The organism is Puniceicoccaceae bacterium (assembly GCA_040224245.1).
Lineage (GTDB): Bacteria > Verrucomicrobiota > Verrucomicrobiia > Opitutales > JAFGAQ01 > JAKSBQ01.
This window is the reverse complement of the sequence record JBEGIR010000047.1, coordinates 38,172-63,044: the sequence shown is the minus strand read 5'-3', so window position 1 is coordinate 63,044 and position 24,873 is coordinate 38,172. Positions and strand designations below refer to the sequence as shown.

The 24,873-nt window shown below is 52.1% G+C and carries 17 protein-coding genes; 11 read left to right on the top strand and 6 right to left on the bottom strand.

The genetic code is table 11. The features are described from left to right. Positions 1–101 precede the first annotated feature (101 nt). From ABQ298_08015 to ABQ298_07985, 7 genes are all read left to right on the top strand, one after another. Positions 102–2,093, top strand: a complete 1,992-nt coding sequence (locus ABQ298_08015) for a prolyl oligopeptidase family serine peptidase (protein ID MEQ9824314.1) — start codon at positions 102–104, stop codon at positions 2,091–2,093. A gap of 4 nt (positions 2,094–2,097) precedes the next feature. Beyond that, complete coding sequence (locus ABQ298_08010; GenBank protein ID MEQ9824313.1) at positions 2,098–2,628, top strand: hypothetical protein; 531 nt, start codon at positions 2,098–2,100, stop codon at positions 2,626–2,628. 52 nt (positions 2,629–2,680) lie between these two features. Further along, complete coding sequence (gcvPB, locus tag ABQ298_08005) at positions 2,681–5,665, top strand: aminomethyl-transferring glycine dehydrogenase subunit GcvPB (protein ID MEQ9824312.1); 2,985 nt, start codon at positions 2,681–2,683, stop codon at positions 5,663–5,665. Further along, positions 5,662–6,363, top strand: coding sequence for a hypothetical protein (locus ABQ298_08000; GenBank protein MEQ9824311.1), 702 nt, complete (start codon positions 5,662–5,664; stop codon positions 6,361–6,363). The genes gcvPB and ABQ298_08000 overlap by 4 nt, the downstream gene beginning before the upstream one ends. 128 nt (positions 6,364–6,491) lie before the next feature. After that, positions 6,492–7,478: a biotin--[acetyl-CoA-carboxylase] ligase gene (locus tag ABQ298_07995; GenBank protein ID MEQ9824310.1), complete on the top strand. Its 987-nt coding sequence runs from the start codon at positions 6,492–6,494 to the stop codon at positions 7,476–7,478. Continuing rightward, positions 7,475–8,284: a type III pantothenate kinase gene (locus ABQ298_07990; GenBank protein ID MEQ9824309.1), complete on the top strand. Its 810-nt coding sequence runs from the start codon at positions 7,475–7,477 to the stop codon at positions 8,282–8,284. The genes ABQ298_07995 and ABQ298_07990 overlap by 4 nt, the downstream gene beginning before the upstream one ends. A 23-nt stretch (positions 8,285–8,307) precedes the next feature. Continuing rightward, a complete protein-coding gene (locus tag ABQ298_07985) occupies positions 8,308–9,432 on the top strand; it encodes an LptF/LptG family permease (GenBank protein ID MEQ9824308.1) in 1,125 nt (374 codons plus the stop codon). A 118-nt stretch (positions 9,433–9,550) separates the two neighbouring features. Here the strand turns inward: ABQ298_07985 and ABQ298_07980 are convergent, their stop codons facing one another. Both ABQ298_07980 and ABQ298_07975 read right to left on the bottom strand, forming a co-directional pair. Beyond that, positions 9,551–10,705 (bottom strand): iron-containing alcohol dehydrogenase, encoded by a 1,155-nt coding sequence (locus ABQ298_07980; GenBank protein ID MEQ9824307.1) that lies wholly within the window; start codon positions 10,703–10,705, stop codon positions 9,551–9,553. Positions 10,706–10,878: 173 nt separating this feature from the next. After that, a complete protein-coding gene (locus ABQ298_07975) occupies positions 10,879–11,070 on the bottom strand; it encodes a hypothetical protein (protein MEQ9824306.1) in 192 nt (63 codons plus the stop codon). Positions 11,071–11,390: 320 nt separating this feature from the next. Between ABQ298_07975 and ABQ298_07970 the strand changes: the two genes are divergently transcribed. Beyond that, positions 11,391–12,056: a response regulator transcription factor gene (locus ABQ298_07970; protein MEQ9824305.1), complete on the top strand. Its 666-nt coding sequence runs from the start codon at positions 11,391–11,393 to the stop codon at positions 12,054–12,056. On the opposite strand, the gene ABQ298_07965 is transcribed toward ABQ298_07970, so the two are convergent. Further along, complete coding sequence (locus tag ABQ298_07965; GenBank protein ID MEQ9824304.1) at positions 12,053–15,997, bottom strand: ATP-binding protein; 3,945 nt, start codon at positions 15,995–15,997, stop codon at positions 12,053–12,055. The two genes, ABQ298_07970 and ABQ298_07965, sit on opposite strands and share 4 nt — an antisense overlap. 379 nt (positions 15,998–16,376) lie before the next feature. On the opposite strand from ABQ298_07965, the gene ABQ298_07960 reads away from it, so the two are divergent. The 3 genes from ABQ298_07960 (at position 16,377) to ABQ298_07950 (ending at position 18,886) form a co-directional block, all read left to right on the top strand. Then, positions 16,377–17,288 (top strand): hypothetical protein, encoded by a 912-nt coding sequence (locus ABQ298_07960; protein ID MEQ9824303.1) that lies wholly within the window; start codon positions 16,377–16,379, stop codon positions 17,286–17,288. A 173-nt stretch (positions 17,289–17,461) separates the two neighbouring features. Continuing rightward, on the top strand, positions 17,462–17,905 hold the full coding sequence (locus tag ABQ298_07955) for an NfeD family protein (protein ID MEQ9824302.1): 444 nt from the start codon (positions 17,462–17,464) through the stop codon (positions 17,903–17,905). Positions 17,906–17,950: 45 nt separating this feature from the next. Beyond that, positions 17,951–18,886: a stomatin-like protein gene (locus tag ABQ298_07950; protein ID MEQ9824301.1), complete on the top strand. Its 936-nt coding sequence runs from the start codon at positions 17,951–17,953 to the stop codon at positions 18,884–18,886. 59 nt (positions 18,887–18,945) lie between these two features. Here ABQ298_07950 and ABQ298_07945 read toward each other — a convergent pair whose 3' ends face one another. From ABQ298_07945 to ABQ298_07935, 3 genes are read right to left on the bottom strand one after another with little or no spacing between them, the layout of a single operon-like run. Continuing rightward, complete coding sequence (locus ABQ298_07945) at positions 18,946–19,710, bottom strand: energy transducer TonB (protein ID MEQ9824300.1); 765 nt, start codon at positions 19,708–19,710, stop codon at positions 18,946–18,948. Between the two features lie 60 nt (positions 19,711–19,770). After that, on the bottom strand, positions 19,771–21,171 hold the full coding sequence (locus ABQ298_07940; GenBank protein ID MEQ9824299.1) for an MFS transporter: 1,401 nt from the start codon (positions 21,169–21,171) through the stop codon (positions 19,771–19,773). Between the two features lie 37 nt (positions 21,172–21,208). Continuing rightward, entirely contained in the window at positions 21,209–24,664 is a 3,456-nt protein-coding gene (locus ABQ298_07935) for a hypothetical protein (protein MEQ9824298.1), read from the bottom strand. Between the last annotated feature and the right edge of the window lie 209 nt (positions 24,665–24,873).

The following is a 24,873-nucleotide window of genomic DNA, read 5'->3' as shown; positions in this document are numbered from 1 at the left end:
CGTTGGCAGCTGATGTAATACTTCTAAAACGCGCGGCCATGGCCGCGCGTTTTTTTTCCGTAATCCGTTGATGTAGTGATCTTTTCAACCTGAAACTGAACATGAAAGCTTCTATCCTATTTGCCCTCACCCTGCTCTCTTCGATATCCTTCGCCTCTGAAATTCCTCCTGTTGCCGATTATTTTCAGAACCCAACTTTTGACCGTTTCCAACTCTCTCCCGATGGGAAATATGTTGCCGCATTGGCTCCCTACGACGGTTTCATGAACGTGGTCGTTGTTGACCTTGAGACCCGCACTCCACGAGTGCTGACCGGACAGAAACTGGATGTCACCAACTTTTACTGGGTGAGCAGTGACCGTATCTTTTATTCCATGAACCAAGGTGAGTCAACCAACGCAAACATGCGAAATACGGGTTCCATTTTTGGGGTCAGCGTGGATGGGTCCAATCACAAGGTGATGGTGGAGTCGGCAATCGAGCGAAACCGCCAGTGGGGCGGTATCAGTGGTGCTGTCAGTTTTTTGCACCGACTTCCCTCCCGTGACAGAGAGGTGCTGGTCACCCGAAATGATCGTCGTTCGAACTATCCTGATCTCTATTACATGGACATAGATTCAGGCCGCCTTCGCAAATTCATGAACAATCCGGGCTACGTGGCCAGTTATTTTGTGGATGCGAAAAGCGGAAGAATCTCGGGTGGATTGTGGTGGCAGGACATGAATGATGTCTCAGCTGCGGTATACCGGGTTGAATATGAAGACGAAAAGGACGAAAAAGGTGAGTGGGTGAAGTTGCTGGATATTCCCAGTATTTATGAAGCTCCCGAATTGGTTGGCACAAGTGCGGATGGCAAAACGTTTTATGTTTCCCAAAACGATGAGCGTGGATATGCCAGCCTTTTTGGTATTTCGCTGGAAACTGGAGAAATCTCAGAAGAACCGATCCTGTCTGATGAAACCTATGACATCAGCGTTTCACGCACGTTTCTCGATCCCCGCACCAAACGGGTTGTGGGTGTTGGATACGAACGGGAAAAACCAGTAAATCATTATTTTGATCCCCATTTTGCCGCATTGGCGAAGATGATCGACGATGCCATTCCGGACGGGTTCAATTCGGTTGTGGGTGCGGATGAGTTCGGCCAAAAGCTACTGATTCGTTCATTCTCCGACCTGAAGTCGCCGGAGTATTTCCTGTTGAACCTGGGCACTTCTTCCATGGAGGCATTGGGACAGGTATTTCCGAATCTTAAAAACGTTCCGCTGGCGACACAGACACCGATTCACTACACGTCCCGTGATGGGCGGACAATCCATGGCTATCTGTACTTCCCGGAAGGATATCAGAAAGGGGAAGCCGTTCCATTGATTGTCAATCCTCATGGCGGACCGTGGGCGCGGGACACTTGGGGAATTCGCTGGTGGTACGACATCGAACCCTCCTACCTGACAAGTCGTGGATTTGCGGTTTTGAAGGTGAACTTTCGCAGCTCCACGGGGTATGGGGATGATCACTATCGTTCCTCTTTCAAGGCATGGGATGCCATCATGAATGATATCTACGATGGTGTGGAGTGGGCGATTCAAGAGGGATACGCACAACCCGAAAACGTGGGAATCATGGGCGCGAGTTTTGGTGGATACGCAACCATGACTGCAGTGGTGAAACGCCCCGACCTCTTCCGCTTTGGTGTCAATTTCTTTGGTGTAGTGGACATTCCCGAACACATTCGCACCTATTACCAATGGGATCGACCGCTTGCGGGTGATGCATGGAAGAAGCAGGTTGGGGATCCGGATAAGCCTGAAGAACTGGCAAAACTGGAGGATTGGAGTGCGATTCATTCACTTGAGTCGCTCAAAGCACCGCTTTTCATTTACCATGGACTCGCTGATTATCTCGTGGACATTGAGCAAAGTCGGATGTTGGTTGGCAAACTGAAATCGATCGGGAAAAAAGAAGGAGTCGATTTTGTGGTTGAGTTTGACACCAATGAAGGACATGGAGCGTATAATGCAGTGAAACGCATCGAATTGTATGAGAAGCTCGATTCATTCCTCCGGCCGTTTGCACCCGTTTACCAGAACTAAGCTTGTGCACTGCCTGACAGCGGTGGTGCTGTTCGGATGGATTGCTTTTCTTGAAGCGAATCCATCCGACGAACCGCAACCCGTTGTGCACGTCAGGGACCGCCTTTCAGCCGAAGCATTTGAGGAATCGGGACTGTCGAAATTGAGTGAATCCGAGCTGCGTCTGCTCAGCGGCAATCTGTTTGGCTGGAAGACCACCGAATCGGTGAAGCTGCATGCATCGACAGCGGCACCGATCCGGGAGCCTGAAGCGGTGGAGGAACGTTTTGGTGAGGAAACGTTGAAACGCACGTTGGAGGCTGAAGAGGATTCCCTTCGGGAGATCCGAACCCGAATCGAGGGCAACTTTGACGGATGGAATGGTGAAACGGTATTTCGTCTCACCAATGGGCAGATCTGGAAACAAGTGGACGACAAAACATTCGTGATCTCTGAAAAAGAACCGGAAGTTTCGATTCAAAAAGGAATGTTTGGCGCCTACTACCTTTCCATTGAGGGATATGGCGCGCGCTGCAAGGTCAAGCGAGTCAAGTGATCATCCACTTTCGGAATCAGCTGCAGTTGGAATTTATTGAATGTATCCAAACTTGAAAACAAACGCATCCACAATTCGACTCTCGGGAAAGGACCGGGAGCATTGTCGTCACTACATCCCTGCTTCGGAGGCGGAGATTTCCAGCATGCTCGAGTCGCTCGATTTGGGGACTCTGGCTGATCTCTACTCGCATATCCCGAAACCATTCCAGTTTGATCGCAAACTTGAGGTACCGGTTGAATTGGGGCGTGATGCGCTGTCCAAGGAAATGCAGCGACTTGCAGACCAGAATCGAACCGGTCTTTCCCTGATCGGGGATGGTTTGCCGGATTACGAAATCCATGCCATTGTGGCGGAAGTCCTGAAAATCCGCGAACTCTCGACGGCCTACACACCCTATCAGCCCGAACGTTCGCAGGGAACGCTTATCACGCAGTGGATCTATCAGTGCAACATGGCGGCGCTGACAGGATTTGAGGCGATCAATGCGTCGCTGTATGACCGTAGCACGGCTTTGTTTGAAGCCTTGCTGACGGCGTTTCGAACGAGTCGGAATAAATCCAGAGTGCTTGTTTCCGGCGGTATCTATCCGGGAGATCGGGAGGTTTTGGAGACCCACTTCCGGGGCATGGAACTGATTTGTGAGTGGGTTGCTTTGGATCCTGAGACGGGCCGTTTGACAGAAGCAGATCTGGCGGCAGCGATTGCCCGAAATCCTGACGACATTGCAGCGTTTGCGTTTCCGCAGGTCAATCACTTCGGGTTTGTGGAGGAGGTGGATGCGCTCACAAGGTGTTGTGAACAGTACGCGATCCCCAGCATCGCGATCATTGATCCGGTGCATCTTGCCATGGGAGGTCTCAAGCCACCAAGCGAGTGGGGGCAGTATGGAACAGACATGGTGGTGGGTGAGGCCCAACACCTCGCATTTAATCCGTGCTTTGGTGGACCGGGACTGGGAGTGTTTGGAGTTCGCATGGATGAGCGTCGCCGCAATCTGGTGCGCAGTACACCGGGGCGCTACGTTGGCAAGGCAAAGGATGTCTCAGGCAGGAATTGTTTTGTAGCGGTGATGTCGGCAAGGGAGCAGCACATCCGAAGGGATAAGGCTACGTCAAATATCTGCTCGAATCAGGCCTTTATCGCCACGTTGGCAGGAGCGGCGATCCTGGCGTCAGGGGAAGAGGGACTCTCTGCAAAATTGACGAAAGCGATGGAACAGGCCAAGAGGGGACTCCGGTTGTTTACCTCGTTTGAACCCTTTGAACTGCTTCAACCGAACGCCCCATTTGTCAATGAACTGACCTTTCGGGTCTCTGTGGATGTCGCTTCGTTGCTCAAACAGGCGTCCGCGCAGGGCTTGCATCTTGGAGTCGATGTGACGGACCGCCTGGCAGGAAACACCCCACTGCTCAAAGTATCCTTCCACGACCGGGAGATTGACTGGGAGCGACTGGAAGCGTTTCTGGAGTCGCTGTTCGTACGTGCTGCTTCCGAATCCTCCACAGATGTTCCAGAAATTCCAGCGCACTTGCGCCGGGAGGGACCAGTTGGACTTGCAAGCTTTGCCACAGAAACTCTCGTGCAATACTATCGGCAGTTGGGGCAGCTGAATGTAAGTCCCGACAACGGCATCTATCCTCTGGGGTCGTGCACGATGAAATACAATCCGGAAATCAATGAATGGGCGGCTGGACTGCATGGGTTTCAGCACATTCATCCACAGGCTCACCCGGAGAGCATACAGGGATGTCTCGAAGTGCTGTATGAAACGCAGGAGTGGTTCAAAGCGATCACAGGACTGGCAGGAGTGACGACCCAGCCTGTTGCCGGAGCGCAGGGAGAGCTAGTGGGCATTAAACTCTTTCAGGCCTATCATGAGGCAAAGGGTCAGGCTCAGCGTGATATCGTATTCATCCCGCAGACCGCGCATGGAACCAATTTTGCCACAGCTGTGATGGCGGGCTACGCACCCGGACGCAATGGACAAAAAGATGCCGGTGTTGTTGTGCTTAAAACCGATGCGCTCGGAGGAATCAACCTTGAGGATTTTGAGGAAAAACTTGCGGTTTACGGAGAGCGCCTGGTTGGCATCATGATCACCAACCCGAACACCTGCGGGGTGTTTGAGAACAATTTTCGTTTGATCGCGGACAAGGTTCACGCAGCGGGCGGTTTGGTATACATGGATGGTGCCAACATGAACGCGATCGCGGGCTGGGTTAATCTGGCAGCGCTCGGAGTGGATGCCGTGCACAACAACATTCACAAGACCTGGTCCATTCCGCACGGAGGTGGCGGCCCCGGAGACGGATTTGTCGCCGTGAGCGAGTGTCTTGTCGATTACCTGCCGGGGCAACAGATTCGCAAACGGTCGGATGGAGTGTATGAATCGTTTCGTCCCTCCAAGACCATTGGGAGTTTTCATCGCCATTGGGGGAATTTTAATCACAAAGTGCGCTGCCTGACTTACCTGAAGGCACTGGGCAATGAGGGAATTCCACGCATGTCGGCGGTTGCCGTACTGGCGGCCCGATACCTGTTTAAGCAGCTTTTAGAGCACTATGACGAATTGCCGAAGGGATCGCTTGCGACCCCCCGTATGCACGAGTTTGTACTCAGTTTCCGGGAAGAGATTTGGAGCCTTGCAGAGAGCAATGGAGTTGCCAAAACGGCAGTGATGCCGGGACTGGGCAAGTTGTTTCTCGATTTTGGCTACCACGCTCCCACGGTTGCGTTTCCCGAAGCGTTTGGGGTGATGATTGAACCAACCGAGTGTTACTCCAAGGCAGAGCTGGATCGTTTTGTTCGCGTAGCGGTAACCGTTCTTGATCTCATCCGCAGTCGACCGGAAGTGCTCAAGCACGCCCCGTTTTTCACTCCGATTGATCGAGTGGATGAAGTGTTGGCCAACCGGAGTCCGCAGTTGAGCGAATGCATTGCTGAGTTGCCCGAACTTCATGCAAACCGACTCGCTCCGCTCGAACTCATCGATATGAACCCGGAAGACATCTTACAGCGCATCCTGGCGCAATGAAGCTTTGCATCCTTCTGGAGTCCTGTGAATCTGCTGCCGTCAACATGGCATTGGATGCCTGGATGTTGACTCAGGTTGATTCTGGTCGCCCTGTCTGGTTTCGGCACTACGGGTGGACGCACAGTGCCTTCACTTTTGGATATCCTCAGCGCTATGAAGAAGTCTCCGCTTTTGTGAAAGGCATCGAAGCTACGGGTGCGGAACTCTGCCGCCGTCCTACAGGCGGTGGCATTGTCGATCACCGGAATGACTGGACTTACGCCCTTGCCCTTCACAAGGATACAGACTGGGCATCTCTGCCGCCGCTCGAGCTTTATGGATGCTTGCATCAATGGCTCGCCGAAGCACTGTGCGAGGTCCATGCTCCCCAAGTGAAGCTCTTTGAGCCAGATGTATGGGAAACAGCCCCCAAGGCATGTTTTGAGCGACCATCTCCCTATGATCTGCTGGATGCTGAGTCGGGGATGAAAGTGGCAGGTGCAGCGCTCAAGCGAACACGTTCCGGTGTATTGGTTCAGGGCAGCTTGAGTCGGGAACGTCTGGCCGGGTGCGATTTTACCCGATTGGGAGATTGTCTTATGGAGGTGCTGCAACGGCAGCCATTTTTGGCGAAAGAGGGAGCGCGGGTTGTCGCTCCACCGGATTCGATCCCTGGTGTTGATGTCTTTGCATCCAGATCGTGGCTGGTGCGCAGGTGAAGCAACCCCGTTGGGCCTGTGTTCACCGCAGGCCGCATGGGTGACCGGAGTTCCCCTCCCATCGGATCTGCAAACCCTTTGAAAAGGGATTGCACCGTTTGGGTAAATGGGATGGGGTGAGGCTGCGAATGACCGATACCCGACACAGGATTCTTGCAGTATTGATTTCACACTGTGGCGAGTTTGTGTCGGGAGGGAAACTGGCGAACGACCTCGGCGTATCCCGTGTCAGCATCAAGCACCACATGGATCATTTTGCTACACTGGGATTTCAGATTGAAGCCGTGCGCAACCGTGGATATCGTTTGCTTGAAATGCCGAATACTTTTGAGGCGGATGCGTTTTTGCATCACTTTGGGGGAAGCCTGCCCAGCGAGCAATGTTGCCTCTTTGATTCAGTGGACAGCACCAATATGGAACTGGATCGAAGACTGAACCGTGGGGAACCTGCACCACTGTTGGCCATCGCAGGATCGCAGACACATGGAAAGGGTCGCCGGGGAAATGTATGGCACAGCGAAGATGGGGAAAACCTCTACCTGTCGCTCGGGTTTCGCCCTCATCTGACCGTGTCCCGAATGGGTATTTATACCTTGTGGATTGGACTTTGTCTGGCACGCCTTCTGCGGGAGCACGCTGGCGTGAAAGTCATGGTGAAATGGCCGAACGATCTCTATCTTGAAGACCGGAAACTGGGTGGAATTCTCACAGAGGCAAAGATTGATACGGATCATGTGCAGCACCTGATTGTTGGCTTGGGACTGAATGTGAATGCTTCCAGCTTTACGGGAGAGCTTGAACAAAAAGCCATCTCGCTGCGCATGGCGACGGGAAGGTTGGAAGCCTATAATTCGCTTGCGGCAGAGATCGCGCGTGAGGTGCTCACCGCGTCAACAGCCTATTTTGAAGCACCCAAAGAGGCTGAAATCCAGGAAATGTGGGGCGAATATGATTTTCTTGCCCATCGAACCGTGCAGGCACGGGCTGCCAATCGTGTGGTTTCGGGCGTCGCAGCCGGAATTGACGAACGGGGTGAATTGCGCATACGCTTGGACGGAAATGCCTTCTACACGGTGCACTCCGGGGAGGTGACCATGACTTTTGAAAACGAATGAATGTGCTTTGTCTTGATGTTGGCAACTCCAATACCCGGATCGCGGTTGTGAATGAGGAGGGCGTGTGCCTGAAGGAGAAATTTCCGACGCTGAAGATACCAAGCCCCGGGCCGGAAGTCGGAGAAATTCTGCACAGGATGGTTTCGAAGGGAAATGTATCTGGAATTGCGTTTTGCTCGGTGGTTCCCGGGATTTATCCCCACCTGATGAAACACCTGCGTATCTTTACCTCACATGTATTCAATTTGAATCCGAAAACCTGTCATGGTTTGGCCATTGACTACCCGAAGCCATCAGAGATCGGGCAGGATCGATTGGCAAATTCGATAGGTGCGCAGGCCAAGTATGGAGTGCCAGCCATTGTGATCGATATGGGCACTGCAGTTACCTTGGATATTCTCAGTGCTGACCGCGGGTATGAGGGGGGGGTAATCGCTCCGGGGCTTGCCCTCATGTCAAAATATCTTCACGAAAAAACGGCACTGCTTCCCGAGGTGGATCCGTCAGAATGGAAGGATGTTGCACTGATCGGAAAGAGCACTCGCGAGGCCATCAGTATCGGTTGCAAGCGGGGGTTTGCAGGGATGATTACGGCTCTGGTGGAACCCGTATATGCCGAGCTGGAGCAACGCCATGGAAAGCCACCGGTTTTGATTTCTGCTGGGGGCGATGCTTCTTTTCTTGAGAAGGGGCACTTTCATCAGCTCATCCATGACGAAGACATCACGCTGAAGGGCTTGCATGAAGCATTTTCTCGGGACTTGCAGGTGCGTGAACATGAGGGAGATGCGGAATACTCCATGTAACCCTGAATCGAAGTCGAACGAATATGGGGAAACGAATCCAGCGGTACATCTTTGCAGAGTGGCTGAAGGTGTTTGGCATCGCCTCGGCATTGATTCTGGGACTGCTTGTCGTGCAGGAGGTTTACAATCGCCTGGATGCCTTGCTGACGCGTGGGGCGACGACAGTTGAGATTTTGCTGAGCTTTGCCTACGCACTACCGCTGTATTTGCCGTCCATTGTTCCGATGATGTTGCTGCTTTCCATACTGTTCTGCGTGAGTTCGCTGCACCGTAAAAACGAAATCATTGCGATGAAGGCGGCCGGAATCAGTCTTTGGACGATCACGACGCCTCTGATCGCAGCGGCAGGGTTGTGCGCCCTCATGATTTTTGCGTTGAACAGTGTGGTCATTCCCTGGAGTGTGCGGGCACAGGAATCCCTGCGGCAGGAATTTCTGTTGCGAGGGTTGAATGAGGGGGATGTGCAGATTCCCGACAAAGACCGCAGGATCTTGAACCTGGGATCGCTGAACTTTCGGGAGAATCGGCTTTGGTTGATCGGTGTGTTTTTTCCGATTGAAGGATTTGCCGAAGACGTGACGGTGTATGATATCGATCCAGAGTCCGGGAGGGAACGCTATCGGGTTCGTGCTGCGTCCGCTCGGTTTGATATGGCAGCGGGACATTGGGTTTTTCGTAACGGGCACGAGTTGTTCTACGATGGAGAAAGCGATGAACCCTACCGAAATCGTGCCTTCGAAGTCCTTGAGAAACCAGCCTACACAGATCCTCCCGGATTGATGCTGACGCTGCGCAAGAAACCGCGTGATCTTTCCCTTGTGGAGCTTGGAGACTTGATCAAGGCCCACGAAGGGCATGAAAACTCGGAAATCCGTCCCTACCAGATTCGGTTCTACCGCATCCTGGCATCACCTTTTGTATGTTTTCTGGTGGTTACCTTTGGAGTCCCATTTGCGGCTGCCGGAGTTCGCACAAACCCGATGATAGGCATTTCCAAGGCAATCAGCATGTTCATGGTGTTTTTCCTGGTTTCCAATGTCTCAACTGTGATGGGGGAAGGCGGGCTGATCGCACCTATTGCGGCTGCACTGATACCGTTGGTTTTGATCGGGGTAATTTCATCCCGAATTTTTGTGAAAGCCCTTTAGCCACGACGCATTCGGTATCGACTCGAAGGTAGGCTAGGCATGACTTTCGATTTGAAGCCTGGGTCTTCTTCGCAATGGATTGGCGGTGTAACAGGACTGATTGCTGCGATGCAGGATTCTATGCCGCTGCTTCGAGAATGCGCTGGACCTTGTCGGGTGTGATATCGTTGTGCTCGCCGATGGCAGTGCTGCCTTGTGATCGAAGCCGATTGGCCACCTCTTGTGGAGTCGTTCGCGCGTCCAAGTCGTATTCGGAAAAGCGGACCCCGATGCCGAGTGAACGAAAGAACTTCTCCACGGCCTGAATCGTCTGTTCGATTCGTTCGGATTCGCTTCCGCTGCGGATTCCCCAAATGCGATCTCCGAACTGGAGCAATTTTTCTCTTTTTGAGTCTTTCTGTTCCCGTAACAGACTGGGTAGCACGATGGCGAGGGTCCGCGCATGGTCGAGTCCGTGCAGTGCCGTGAGTTCGTGTCCGATTTGGTGGGATGCCCAATCTCCAGGAACCCCCATGGATAGCAGGGTATTGAGAGCGAGGGTGCACGCCCACATGAAATTGGCCCGAATCTCGTAGTCCGTGCTCTCCACAGCCTGGACTCCCTGTTCGATAAGCGTGTGAAAGACGGCTTCTGCAAGGCGGTCCTGGAGATGTCCTCCGACGGGGTAGGTTAAATACTGCTCGACGACATGGGTGAATGCGTCGGCAACTCCGTTTGCAATCTGGTGTTTCGGGAGGCTAAAGGTCGTTTCGGGATCGAGTATGGAGAACCTGGGAAAGACTGCAGGTGAGTAGAATGAGCGCTTGGCAAGCGGTTCGATACGACTGATCACTGCATTGCCATTGGCTTCCGATCCCGTGCCGGGCAGAGTGAGAACCGTGCCAATCGGAAGGGCTTCCTTTACACTGTATTGCCCTGTCAGAATGTCCCAAGGGTCTCCTTCATACAGGGCCGCGGCAGCCAGCCATTTGACGGCATCGATTACGGAACCCCCTCCTGCTGCAAGGATGAATTGAATTCGGTGTTTTTGAATCAATTCGAGTCCGGGAAGCAATTGCTCATATTTCGGATTGGGGTCGATGCCTGAGAATTCGATGGTTTCGAATCCATTTAGGGCCTGTGTGATTTGATCATAGACCCCGTTTTGTTTGATGCTGCCGTGCCCGTAGGCAAGCATCACTCTGGAACCTGAGGGGATCAGTTTACGGAGCTTTGGAATCGTGTGGCGACCCAATACGATGCGGGTTGGGTTGTGGAAAACAAAGTTCTGCATAAGAACACAATGTAAAGGATTTCCTCAATTGGCAAAAGACAGAATCATAAAAGGTCCGCGCAAACAATGATTGTGGCATTGGACTCGGGGCAGGCGATCCGCAGATGGAACCTGCGCATCTAAGCAATGCGGTGAATTGCGCTCAGATGCATTGAGGGCGATTGCAACAAGTGTCAGCAACTGGAGACTTCGGCTTGCTGAGCGCGCGCTGCATGGATCATGGCCTTGAAAAGTGCATTCCTCCAGTCCTTGTGAATGGCAATGCGCTGCTCACTTGGAAGGTTACTGATCAGGGACTCAAGTGGGACGAGATCCGTGTCGAGTCCGCTTGTGTCCAGAACAACATAGTGGAACGGGCCGCTCATGTGACGTTGCAGCTCAAGCGTATGATCGGGAAACAAGTGCACTAACTGCAGCCGAGTACTCAAGATCACCGTGTGAGTGTTCACTCGAATTGCAAGAGAAGGCAGTTCCGGAATCTCAGTGATTGAAATTGTTGAACGGCGTAACAATTCGCTTGAGTCAGTGTACACTTTGGCCAAATCTTGCACATCATGCAAGCTGGGCGGTTCTCGGTCGAAAAGCGAAGCATTAAAAAAAGGTTCCATTGTTGATGAATTGCTCAATATACCGACTTTTCCTGTAATCGCCATCTGACTCGCCTACCTTAAATTGGGTATCCTCCGTGACTAGCAACGTTTTAGAAATCGCCATCATCGAAGATCAGAAGCTGTTCCAGGAGCTTCTGACGCACGTGGTAACTTCGGTTTTTGGGTATAAGGTGGTTGGTGTTGCAGGTGACGGTATCCACGCTCTTCGACTTTGTCGGGAAAGCAATCCGGGGTTGGTTCTGCTGGATATCTGCATTCCGCAGACCTCGGGTTTGGTCGTTGCTGAGATTCTCAAAGCCGAAAATCCGGAGGTCAAAATTCTTGCGGTTTCATCCGAAAGTGACCCGGTGACCATTCATCGGGCGTTCAAGATTGGGTTCCAGGGCTTTTTGGATAAGAGCACTCAGACCTTGGAAACCTTGACGGAAGCGATCCACAAAGTCTCAACAGGGGGCACGTATTTCAGTTCGTCAATTCTGAAAATCCGGGACCGTTTGCTCGAAGAGCCGATGTCATTTCAGAAAATTCTCAGCCCTCGTGAACAGGAAGTTTTAGCACTGATCGGAGGATGTTATTCGGATCAGGAAATTGGTAACCTGGTTGGACTTAGCCCCAGCACAGTGCAAACCCATCGAAAGAACATCATGGGCAAGATTGGTGTGCACAGCACTCCTGAGTTGATTCGCTATGCACTCGACAATGGGTTCTGGAAACCCCACGAAGAGAGATTGAATCATTAATCCTGCTCAGCTGGAGAGGATGAAACGTCTGCATGCGATGCATCCCGGTGGGCGGTGAGTGTTCCAGGCAGTGATAGACTAAATCCAGATTCAAAGGCGAGATAGGCCTCAACGCATTGTTGCAGCCAGGATTGTTCGAGCGGCAAGCGGTCAAGATAACGTTGAACGGTAGCTTCAGAACCACGATCTATGGCATCTTGAAATTCTCCAAAGTAGGTCACCGAGCGATGTGCCTGCAGGATACCGAGCAGGTTTTTGATCTCGTGCACAGCGGATCGCATGGATGAAAGATTTTGGGATCGGTGATGGTTGTGAATCTCATGAATCAACTGCTGTACAGGAGATAGGATTTCGATCTTAACTTCCTCTTCAAGGCTTCTCTTGTGCAGCATGGCCATCATGCGGCTGGTTTCGAGGTTCATGTCATTTCTCCCCCGACCTTCGTTGGAATCTTTGTTTCCTTTGGAGGCTGTCGGATCGGTTGGCACGATGACAACTCTGTCGGGCACGAGTTGGGTGAGTTCACTGAGGATTTTTTCCGGACTGAATGGTTTTTCGATGAAAGCGTTCATGCCAGCCATTCGACAGACTTCCTTTTGCGAATCACTGGTATAGGCTGTCTGGGCAATGAGTGGGGTTTCGGTATTGAGCGGAAAACTCCCGTTACGAATGATTTTTGCAATTTCAGGACCCTTGTAGTCGGGTAAACTCCAATCGAGAAAAATCGCATCATAGCGGTATTGCTTCAGTAGTTCAAAGGCTTCGCTTCCGCAGCTTGCCACATCGAGACTGGCATTCCACTGCTGCATGAACGCCTGAAAGATGGAGACATTGTATTCCTGGTCGTCGGTGATGAGGTAGCGACCCTTCAGGCGAACTGAGTCCCCTGCCCAAACGGACTCATTTTCATCCTGAGTTCGCAATGCCACCGGAATTTTGATTTTGAAACTGGTTCCTTCTCCAAGCTGGCTTTCAAATTCCTGTGTGCCGCCGAGCGTTGCAATGATGTCCTTCACGATTGCCAATCCCAGACCCGTTCCCTTTTCGGCAGGACCCATTGGCGAGACACTCGAACCTTGTTCAAACGGTTCAAAGATGCGCTGCTGGTCTTCCGGGGCAATCCCGGTTCCCGTATCACGAATCCAGAGACTCAGCATGGCTTCGGTCTCATTTTCTTGCTGAATGTGGATGCCTACCCTGACTGAACCCTCCGTAGTGAAGCGAATGGCGTTGCTGATAAGGTTGACGAGCACCTGTTCGATGCGACTTTGGTCGGAGTAGATGGAAATGCGGGAAGGAGCAAAATAGGCAACAATGAGTGCAATTTGGCTGCGATTGGCCATGTCGTTGAACAAGTGGCTGACGGTTGCCCGAAGGGGTTCGGGATCAAACCATGCTTTGCTAACGGTGCGTTTTTGAGAATCGATTTTTGAAAAATCGAGAATGTTTCGTACCAGGCGATTGAGGTATCCGCTCGAATAGCTCAGCGATTGCAGCAGTGTGGGATCGACGGGTTCATGAGGACGAAGCAGTCTCACATTGTTGATGATGCCATTCATCGGATTTCGAATTTCGTGACTCATGTTGGCCACAAATTCCGATTTGACGCGATTGGCTTTCTCAAGCTCGGCCGTTCGCTCCTTCACCTTGAGTTCAAGTTCCATGCGCCGTTTATGAGATTCTCTGAGACGCATGTAGAAGAGCATGAATCCAAACAATACCAATGTGAGTGCATAGCCAACGAAGGCAGGGACGGTTTTGTACCAGGGTGGAAGTACGCGAAAGTGCAGTACTGCAGGATTGGACACCTGCCCCAGTCCATTGACGGTCCGAACCTCAAAGGAGAAGCGACCGTCCTTGAGACCTGGAAATGAGCGTGTCGTCAGGTGGGTCGGTTCACTCCACTGCGATTCCAGGCCAGAGAGACGGGTCTGAAAATACATGGGTTCATCGGAACGCAAATGAGGAACATGATATCGGAATGAAGGGACGAGTTCGCTGCCTTCTTCAAAAGCAGCGTCGAGTTGACGGTTTGAGAGCTGGCGCATGCCTGGTGTTGCGAAGCGAAGAACAGGAGTTTGTGGAGCCAGAACAGGTGGCAACTGCTCGAGGTCGATGAAGTGTAGACCATCTGTTCCGATGAGGACGATGAGAGAATTTCCGGCGATTTCAATTTCCTGAATTTTGCGGATGGGGCCGAGAAACTCCTGACTTCCGATCGCCTGGCCATTCCAATGGGATTGACCGGTGCGGTCCATTGTGAGCTGGCCGATTTCGTAGCCTCCAAAACGCTGGTGTCGTCGAAGCAGCCAGATCTTGGAATCCTGCGGAAAGAACAGCGGGACGATCCACTCCCAGTCGTTCGATGTATCAGGGGAATTCGCAGGGGATACCTCTTCATACAATGCCTCGGTCTTCCATTGATAAAGTGATCTTTCGGTGAGAGCAAAGGGGTATCCCTGCAGACTGAAAAGTCCCAGGTTTGAGGCGGAAGCAGGCAAAGGTTGCTCCCCAAGTTGGGCGGTCTGATCGTAATGGGTCACCCGGCCTTGTGGCTGAGTGAAGCGGACCAGATGACCGCTGTTGCTGACAACCCAAAGAGCTCCGTCGGGATCGGAAACAGACTGAACAGCAGCTCCCCTGAAACCGGAGAGCTGGGCGGTTTCCTCCCATCCGGTCAAGGTGGGTTGTATCCGTCGCACGTCATTCTGAGTCGACACCCAAACGGAACCGTCCTGATTGAGTCCGGAGGCAATCGCAACCACATCATCCAGAACCTTTTCATACCGACCACTTTCATACAGTCGAACAAAGTCCCATGGGGTAGAGAGGTAGAGATCGTTTCCGTCAGGTGTCAGTCCGTAGACTAGATTATTAAAGAGAGGTTCGGGGGCAGATTGGGGGCGCGACAGATGGACGACATAAACTCCTTCATTGCAGGAAAAGTAGAGCTTGTTTCCGATGGCAGCGAGATCCCAGTAATTCGTATGCGGGTGATTGAGTGTGAAGTGGAATACCCTGGAGCCGGAGTTGATGTTCACCCTGAACAGATGATGTCGTGTGACCAGCCAGATGAAGTTTTCATCTTCGATGACGACATCTTCGATATTTTTGAAATCAATAAAATGCCGGGGGATGATGGGATAGGATGAGCGGGTTGCTGTATTGATGACCAGTGCTCCTTTATTGCTGGTAGTGGTGAACAGGAAGTTTCCGAGCCGCTTGGTGGATCGCCCTGGGATCAGTCCTTCCGCACCCAAATCGCGAAAACGGTGAGAGGTGAGAATCTGTTGCGGTTGAAATGTCTCGATTCCTCGTTGAGTAAGGATCTGCTTTGTTCCATCTTCATTTTTCCATCCGAGAAAAATCTGGGTTTGGAGAAGTTCGGGGGAGGAGTGTTCCAATACAAACTGGTTCCCATTCCACTGGTACAGGTTGGCTCCGGATTTGCAGTAAGCGGCATTGTCGAAAGTGAAGGGAAACAGCTCTGCATCTTCCGGGAATCGGTGTTCGGAGACCTTGTCGTTTTTGTAGCTGTAGATGGCAGCCTTTCCACAGAAGAAAACGGTGTCGCCCAATGTTTGGATATGGTAGATCGAATCCAAGCTGGTTTCTGTCTCCACCAGGCCCGAGAGGGACACGTATTCGGCACTCTCTTCAGAGATGGTCAGGCGACCAAATCCAGAGCGCAACCCAATCCAGAGCTGGTTCGTTCCGGCGCTAACCATACACCACACTGATTCGGGAAATGTGATTGAGAGATTTATCCAATTCCAACCGTCATATATCGAGATGGTATCACCGTCGCCGGCGAAGAGCATTCTTCCATCATCGAGGCGGATGCCAGTCCAGAATTCAGATAGTTCCGTGTCTTGAATGGCGTGAACTTCCTGCTGTGGACTTCCCAGTTCGATCGCAGCAACGAAGACAGGAAGCAGCATGCCGCATGTGAGCCAAATCAACAGTCGAAGGAGGGGGAAAGATTGGAAAATTGGGCACATGAATCATGTCAGGATGGCACTGGCAATACCTTAATTCAGGTATTTTGGCCCATTTCAAGCTATGCGGTACTTTGTTAGAAAGTAGCTCTAACCTATAACCAGTACCTATCATGAAACAATTCAAGAATCAAATTCTCGGAACCGTCGCATTTTTCCTTTTGCTCGTTGGTTTTTCCAACGCTGCTCAGTCCCTAGATCCAATGACTAACGACACCGATGTAAAGCAAGAAATTCGTGAATTCGTAACATTCTGCACGAAAAACGGAGATCCTCGTTGAGGGATTGTTATTCTTGCTATTGATTCCGGTGAATGCGGAGTTTGGCACCAGTTAAATATGCGAATTGTTTTGCATCCAATGGCGGTCCAATCGATTCACTGGAAGAATCTAAAATTCAATTTGGAGACGTAACGTGGTCGGTCGCAAATGCACGCTTGCGACCAGGCCTGCGTGTCGCTGATTTCTCAAATATCCTTTTTGCAGCGATGGATGGCACCGGTTTGGACCGGAATCCACTCGTTGCTCGCCACAAAGCGATATCAGAGGCGTTGGAACGCTGGGCGCATCATGTCTCCAGTTCGGGTCCAGAGCGGGAGAGGTTTGGATTTGACGCAGATCCAACCTCGAACGGAATGGCTGCCTTCCCGGGATGGTTTACCCGTCAGGCTCGCTCGTTTGCACTCGCAGAGGCGATTGAGCGATATGCAATTGTAGCCTGGTGGAGCGGATTGCTGCCGATAGTGCGCTGCCCGGGAATTCGATCAGGAAAAGCAGAGTTCACAGAGTGTTTCCGAATTCTGCATCCCTTTGCCAAGCATGAAGTGGCACTCGTGCGTCGGGAATTCAAGCAAGGCTTTATGGCGTATGGGTTTGCGGGTTCCCGAAGCTGGAGTAAGGCCTGCGAGTCGGCGACGCTTGAACTGGAACGCTGCGGAGTTTTGCTGGAACGCTACTACCAGCAAAATCCCGGGTTGGAAGTGGGGGACTTGGGAACAGTGCAGGACTTCATGGAGCAACGCATCCTTTACTTTTCGCTTCCTGAAGGGGCCGAGCAGTTTGAAGGTAAAGTCAAACAGAGCGAAGGTCTTGAGATGAAGTTGCAGAGTCCGGAAGTGTTGTTTGATGGAGAAATCCGTGGACCATGGTCTCGCTATGCAACGGTATGGAGGGTGTGTTTTTCCATGCCGTCGGATGCATATCTCGATACAGATCCGTGTTTTTTTTATTGGTAATACTGTGGTCGAGTTCTGGAAAAATGGACGGCACAGCTCTGTGAATTTGCAGATTATCCTACACACGCTAAAGATTGAAAAAACAGGAATCGAATAATTCGGAGCGTTTCAGGTTTATAAGTCGGGCGAACTTCATTATTATGGAGTTTTCCATCTCTTAAATTCCTGTTACCATGAATCTTCATCTCCCTGAAATATGGATCCTTATTGGATTCGTTTGCATCCTGTTGGAGTTTATTCTTCCGGGTGCGGTTATTGTTTTTTTCGGCACCTCGGCAATTCTTACCGGGTTGATGCTCAAGTTTGGCCTTCCGACAACAGGTGGCCTTCCCTTCTGGATTTTTATGGCACTTTCTGCTGGGCAGATATGGTTCCTTCGAAAGCACGTAAAATCTTGGTTCACGGGTTCGAGCATTGGTGCAGATGAGCAAGCCGTTGAAGAGTTTCTCGGAAAACCTGCAACTGTCATTCGAGGCTTCGAAAACGGAAGGGATAACGGGATCGTAGAGTTTAAAGGTTCGAACTGGGAAGCGGTTTCGGGCGATACACTGCTTCCCGGTGACCGAGTGGTGATTGCCCGGCAGGAGGGGCTTACCCTTTACGTGAGCAAAAAGTAAGCGCACTCGTTGGCCTACATCTTTTAACCTAAAACCATCAATACCATGGGCACTTCAACTCTATTGACCCTGGGGGTCTTGTTCATCTTCGTCATCACCGTCTTCAAAACAGCAAGGGTGGTGCCGCAACGCCAACAGTTTGTTGTCGAGCGACTTGGGAAATATTCCCGAACCCTGGATGCAGGATTTCATTTTCTGATTCCGTTTCTGGACAAGGTGGCTTACAAGCACTCGCTCAAGGAACGGGCGATTGATGTTCCCTCACAGCAATGCATCACCAAGGATAATATTTCAGTCGAAGTGGATGGCATTCTTTACATGCAAATCATGGATGCCAAAGCTGCGAGCTACGGTATCGAAAACTATGAGTTCGGTGCGTCCCAGCTCGCCCAGACTACACTGCGTTCTGAAATCGGAAAAATCGAATTGGACCGCACGTTCGAGGAGCGGGAAACGATCAACGCACAGGTGGTGGAAGCTGTAGACAAGGCGTCAAATCCATGGGGCGTTAAAATCCTGCGTTACGAGATTAAGGATATTGTGCCTCCCGTTTCTGTGAAGGACGCCCTGGAAAAGCAAATGCGTGCCGAACGGGAACGCCGGGCTGTTGTCGCTCAGTCGGAAGGCGAACGCCAGGCAAAGATCAACGTGTCGGAAGGCATGAAGCAGGAAACCATTAACATTTCCGAGGCCGATAAAATGCGTCAAATCAATGAGGCCGAGGGTCAGGCACGTGAGATTGAATTGATCGCAACGGCTACCGCTCAAGGTCTGCGCATGGTGGCGGAAGCGCTCAACAGTCCTGGAGGTCTGGAAGCCATGAACTTGCGGGTTGCTGAGCAGTATGTGCGGGAGTTTGGAAAGCTCGCTCAAACTACCAACACGCTCATCCTGCCTCAGAGCATGTCTGATGTTGGATCATTTGTTGCCGCAGTAACCAAAACGCTTGAGGCAACAAAAAAGCCGAATCCGGCAACTTGATCAGGGTTTTCCCATCTGGTGGCACGCGGAACTGAGAATCCGGGTGTCACCAGAGTGAATCAAAGTTTCTCTTGCGCGGAAGTGTTTCCAAACTGAAAACGCTGTCGCACCTTGACGTAAGTGGGGTTGAGATCTTTTCGAAGCGGCTTGAAACGCATGCTTTGCAGGCTTGCGAGTCCCGAAAGGCTTGCAAGCTCACTATCGGATTCCAACACGGACGGCAGGCGCGGTACTCCGTCAGAATCGATATAAAACTCGATCGTGCAACTCCCGGCTGGTGGTTGGCCTTCAGGACCCTCCACAATCCGCAGGGTCCCCTGTTCCAGTTGCAGTGGGACATCGAGTTCTGTCACTTCAGATTGAGTGTAGGCAAAAGCACTGGGTGCCTGGTCAAAGAACTTTCGACCCGTGCCGTCCGTGCTGACGCTGCCCATGGGTATTTGGCCAGAATCTCTCCATGCCTGTTGTTGAAAGTCTTCAAAGTGGATTCGAATGGTATGGCGAATCGGAATGGCCTTGCCCTCTTGTTGTGCAGGCTCAAAGTGCAGACGCTCTACCAGGCGTTGCGCAGGTGGAAGCAGTTTTGCATGATTCGATGCGGTTGCGACAAAATCTTTCACGACACCCGTTTCATCGATCAGTAGAAGGAAATCGACGTAGGGTTTCTGGATCAGCAGGTGCTTGAGGTCCTGCGGAATGGGCAGGTGAGTCACTTCCAGTGGAACCGGAGCTCTGACTTCCTGCGCAGGATCAGCTTCCTGTGAGAATCCCAAGGCAAGGCTTGCAGCGAAGTAGATGAACAGGATGGAAATTTGAGTTTTCATGGGAATGGTTGCATTCATGGGCGAAGGTGTTTGCGGGCTTCGCCCACTCGTGGAAATCACCTAGGTTCGGGTGGGGTCGTTGCTGCGCCGAGCTTCGAGATCGGACTCGATTTGCCTGAGCAACGGAGTGTTGATCTTGTAGAAGAGAATGGCGGCGGTTGCGATCATCAGCAGCAGAAAGGGAACAATCGTGAACATGAAGCGGATGCCAAAAATCGCCATGTCGCTCTGAGGTTGGTTGGCAATGAATCCGAACCAGCTCAGAATCCAGCCAGAGAGTCCCGCGCCGATGGCTAGGCCAGTCTTGTGTGAAAAAATGACCCCGGAAAAGACCAGGCCCGTCGTGCGCCGGTGAAACTTCCATTCTCCGTAGTCCGCAACGTCAGCATACATGGACCAGACAATTGCGGGTGTTGGGCCATTGATCAGCGTTGCAATCGTATTGACGATGAGCATGGTCCAGTACATCTCGGGCGGTATGAAAAAGAAAAGACCCAGCATCAGTCCGTGCAGTCCGAAGAGGCCGAGCATGAGACTCTTTTTCGAGAAAAACCGGGTGAGCAGTTTGGTGAAGGCAGCTCCCACCACCATTGATGCGGTTCCGCCCATGAAAAAGAGTGAGGTTTTGTCGAAGATCCAGAACACGGGTTCAGAATCCACCTGCGCATAATATTTCATGTAAAACAGGGTGGCACCCCCGCGCACAGCAACCATCATCAGGGTGAACAACCCACAGACCACCAGTGCAAGCCAAGGGCCGTTGCGCAGCAAAACCTTGAGATCTCCCTTCAAATCCTTGCTCTGGGTTGGTGATACGGGTACGCGTTCCCGCGTGCTTGCAAAGGTGAACATCCATAAGGCGATCGACAGGAACGCAAAAATCGCCATGGTGAGCTGGTAGCCGAGGGCTTCGTTTTCACCTCCGAGCAAGTTTTTCAAAGGAATCACGAAGGCTGAAATCAGCAATTGCGCCAGAAAGGCCATCACAAAGCGGTAGGTCGACAGGGAGGTGCGCTCGTTGGAATGGGGAGAGATCACGCCCAACAGTGAGGAGTAGGGTACGTTGATCGCGGTGTAGACGAGCATCATCAAGGAGTAGGTGAGGTAGGCATAGATCAGTTTGCCGTTGGAGGAGAGGTCAGGGTTTGCGAACATCGAGTAGCCGATGATGCCGTAAGGGATTGCCATCCAAAGGATCCATGGGCGAAATCGTCCCCACCGTGTTTTGGTGCGATCCGCGACCATTCCCATGATGATATCGGTGAAGGCATCCACTAGCTTTGTGACCAGAAACATCGTACCGACTGCAGCCGCTGTGAGTCCGAAGACATCAACATAGTAGCTCAGTAGAAAAATGTTGAAGGTGTGAAAAAAGAAATTGGACGCAGAATCTCCAGAACCGTAGGCGATTTTTTCGACAGTGGAAATCCGGTTGTGCGAATCAGATGGGGTGTTGCTCATAAGGATGGGTTTCGGGGTGAATCAAAGGCAGGGTGGTTCAGAGAGTGGCGGATGGGTTTGGGTGTTGCAGGTGGGCGGGAAGGGTGACCGTAATGTGCTCCACAAATCCCTTCCGTTCAAAGAGCTGAGCTGTCAAGGCTGTGTCGAGTTTTGCCTCTTTCATGGTACGGATGCTTCCATCTCTGAAGTGAACTTGAACGGTCGTCTTGAGCGCATTTTCGTCAAGGTGGTAGGTGATCGGGGTGTGGCAAAACGTAAACGCAATACTTCGGGATGAAACAGGTTGTTTCGTCAGCTTATGATTGTCATCAGCGTGAAGCAGTTCCATGGATTCCGTCGTGAAGTCATCGCATTGCAACAGTACGGGTTCAAAGTGCAGGGATCCGTTGCGAATGTGCAATCCCAGCTCCCCGAGGCGCACCAGTAAATCCTCCTTGACCTGCCCGGTCATTCCCGGTTGTTGGGCACCTGCATGTGCTGGAGTGTGTGAGTAAGCGTCTGTTGGGAATGCGCCATACTCTGCAGGTGACTTGTCGAGGCCAATGCCTTTTCGGATGCTGAAATAGTGTTCGATGAGCCGTGATCTGGCTGGTGAGGAAGAGGGGTTTTGGAGGATCACTTCCTGAACGGCCAAGAGCAGTTTGGAAACCATGTGCCAATAAATGCTTCCGAGTCCTTCGTAGGCAAAAAAAGTTCCCGAGCGACCAGTGAATGCGTGATGGTGAAAAGTAGCCTCGTAGATGCGGTGAATTTCCTCTTGCAGCCTGGTTGGCAGGTTGAGCCGCTGCATGGCAGCTTCCAGGTCGCCAGCATTGCGGAACGAAGCATGGAAGCGCAGACGCTGGTCGGGACCTTGCTGTGCCAGGCCTGAATCAGTGCGTTGCAGCAGCTGAGCAGCGTCGGGGTATTCGGCAAGCACGGATGTTGGTATCGCGCCCTTTTCGATGAAGTTGGGCAGGGATCGATTGGGGTAGAGCAGAAAACTCTGCTGATCTTCGCGATAGAGGTCACTGGCCATCAGCGAAGTGGTCAGCTCGACACACTCTTCAAGATTCAGAATTCCGGAGGAAAGAATTGATACCTGTCCTTCAAGCATCAGTGCGAGATTTTCGACGCTCACACTGCCATCAGGCAGGAAATGCAGCAGGTTGTAGGCGTGGTAGAGGGCGTCCTCGCGACGGTTGTGGCGCAGTGTTGCGGCGACATGCTTTCGGAAACAATGCAACGCTTCGAGGATGCGCTCTGCGTTTGTGTTAGAGATCGCTTCACCAAATGATCCATCATAGCAGCTAGTGCGATAGAGGGTTCCCGCTCTGCCCAGTGCATGCACCGCACTGCCACGCTCACGGTCGGAGAGTCTGGATTCGGGGTTCAGGTTGGTGAAAATCCCGTGTACGTTGTCGAGCAACTGCAGTACGGGTGTATGCAATTGCAACTCGGCGGGATGCATGGTTTGCAGCAAATGTTCAAGAAACTGCAGATAGCGGTGCAGGTATCCGAGCGTGACGACCGAGGCTCCATAGCCTGCGAGGGCGTTATTTGCATCGTTCCATTCCGGGCGCTGTGTGTTCATCCAGATGCCGGCATCAGGCACGAAATTGGAGAGTTTGGTGATCAGCGGAATGAGCAACTTCTCCATGAGGGTTGCATGCAGGATGCGACCCTTGGAATCATGCAAGAGTTGTCCATCCGATCCTTTTTGCAGGGTGCGCGCGTCGATGCGATCAGAATACGCATGGTCATAGCATATGGAGTTGCGCGCATTTTGCAGGATTTCGTCGTGGGACTTGATTCGATAGGGAACGTCTGCAAATGCGTAACGTGCCTGATTGAGCAATGTGGGAAGGTGCGTCGGCTGTGCCTTGCTTGAGAACTCCAGGAGTTTGAGCAGGTAAACGATCTGATGATCTCCCCAATACCCGATGTTGGACCATGGAGAGCCGGGTTCTTCGCGTTCCCACTCGAAACCGGATTTGGTCACTCGGTAGGGATTGTAACCGTCCGCAGTGCTTGCGTTAAGAAAGCGTGAGATTACCGAATCGGTGTAGAGCGGGTAGCTGTGCAGCAATGCTTCCCAGTTTTGAAAAATATCCCGCCAGTTGCCCTGGTAGGCGTAAATGGGCTGATCATGGTCATCACTGATGTCGATGCTGAAGCGATTCCAGGGGCGACTCGGATCGCCATGGCGACGTGAGAAGGTGAGGGGAAGATATTCTTCGGCAATGCGAGTGAGTTCGGGTCCGGCAAACTCCGAGAGGGTGTCGCGGAGCTTGCTCAATTCGATCACGTCGGGCAGGGCCTCCAGTCGCCTTTGGTGGCGTTCGAAACTTTCGCGGTTGCAGTGCTGAATGTGCTGCAGCAAGTCACGTGTGGGTACTTTGTATCCGTGGGGAAAGGTGCCTCCCCTCATGAGATTGAACAGGGTGTTTGAGAAGTGACGTGCATTGTTGCGATCTTTGCCGCAGCATTGGATGCCGTCGGCTTCCGAGACCATGGCGTAGAGTTGGTCGCAGTCCTCACGAATGGCCGTTTCGATCTTTTGTGCGAGGTCTCGGTCGGTGCGCAGGAGTTCGCGCGTGCGGATCACTTTGGCTGCGGACTGATCCATGTCTGCGACCATCCACCAGTTGTGAGAACTGCACGCCTCCATGCGAAAGCTGGCATATCGAAGATAGGCGCCCCGGCGTCCCCGGGTTTCCGTTTCCGGGTGGAGTGCTTGCCCTGCGCGGAATCGTTGCACCTGATCGGTGCAGAGCAGCTGACCCTCGCCCGGGAATCCGGTTGCCCAGACAGCGGTGCAGCGGAGGGATTCGCTGGGTTCGGCCTTATCCGTTGGTACAGAACTGAGGGAATAAGTGGCCAGGCCAGGTTCAAACCATTCGTTGCGCTTGTAGGCATCAACAAGGATGGAGAATTCGTTTTGAAATTGTTGGTCTACCGAGGCTGGAAGGATGTTTTGCATGCCATCGAGAATCTCGACTGACAAAGCCTGGGTTTCATTCTGAATGAGTGAGGTTTGGCGCAGAATGCCATAGGCATTACTGGTTGTCCAGGTAATGCGAACCGTCAGGCCGAGTCCGTGGTGATGCTCTTCGAGGGCAATTTTGGAGCCACTGAAGCTCTTGATCACGCGCCGTGTGCAGGGAACCAGTGCGGCGCAGGGTTCTGAAAATGGGGTCCACGCCACGGGAGTAGTGCTGCCGATAGGAGTGACGCGTAGATGGATGCAGGACCCGGAGCAGTGACTCATGTCGAACAACTTGTCCTGCGTGTAGTAGGGGAAGAGCGCATGGTCGGGGTTGCGACGTCCTGCCGTGATGGCACCTTGGCTGCCGATGAATGCCCACAGGTCGGAGCTGGAAATGAGCTGCATGAGGAAGGGGCCTTGCAGTGATGCGGTGTCGATTGCAAATGCGGGTTCACCCAGCAAGTGCAACGATTCGAGATCGCTTGCTTGAGAGGGTGAGGGAGTTGCGAGTCTATATGAATTCATGATATAGCGCAAATTTGTGAAAGAAATTAAAGATGATTGAGGGGTAAAACGATGCATAATGCGCATCTAAGAAATATTGATGCCTTGATTAAGGCAGAATTATAGAATGAAAATCAATGCAAAAAAGTTGACTGGGAGCAGTTTTTTTGTTCAGTGAAGGTGTGCTTGCTTCTCCAGTCTTCCCAAGGCAAATCGAAGTGCAGCCCTGT